We start from the raw sequence: 663 nt of genomic DNA, 5'->3' as shown, positions 1-663 counted from the left end.
CGCCGCCCGGTCGCGCAGCACCGGAGCCGGCACTCCCTCGCCCCGATGGGCCACGAGCGTCAGGGTCGCCAGGATGGTGTCGTGCATGAGCCGCGCGTCGGCGCGGTGCCGCGACTCGGTCTCGCTGGAGCGGCGCTCGGCGTCGTGGGCCCTCCGGAGACGGGCCGTGCCGACGTGGGCCCGCGCGACGCTGCCCGCGAGCCAGCGGGCGGCCGTCAGCAGCAGGGCCCAGCAGACGACGATCGAGAGGAGGACGAACGGCGCGCGCCCGGACGCCCCCGTCGTCGCCGCCCCGAGGACCAGGACCGGGAGCAGCGCCAGGACCGCGGCCCAGGGCAGGCCCCGCCAGGCGCCGACGGCGAGCATCGCGCACGGCAGCGCCATCGAGGTGAGCATCGTGATCCCGCTCAGGACGGCTCGGAGGGAGGCGTCGACGTCCGGCGAGAGGAACGCGACGAGCGCCGCGACGTCCAGCGCGGATCCCAGGATCACGGCCCTCGTCCCGGTCGTGACCGATCGGCCGGGCGCGAGCTGCACGAGCGCCGAGACGACCAGCAGCGCCAGGCTCGGCAGCACCGTGGTCAGCTGCGCGGGCGTCAGGGCGAGCAGGTGCAGCGCGGAGGCGGCGGTCAGCACTCCGCCCGCCCGCCGGGCGCAGAGCAC

1 pseudogene is annotated in these 663 nt (G+C 77.1%); it reads right to left on the bottom strand.

The annotated features are described in order from the left end of the window. Window positions 1-663: pseudogene (locus tag C5C74_RS17640) on the bottom strand (hypothetical protein); the annotation flags it as partial.

The sequence above is a fragment of the Rathayibacter sp. AY1E8 genome, from assembly GCF_002931415.1.
Classification (GTDB): domain Bacteria; phylum Actinomycetota; class Actinomycetes; order Actinomycetales; family Microbacteriaceae; genus Rathayibacter.
This window is presented reverse-complemented; position numbering and strand designations above follow the sequence as displayed.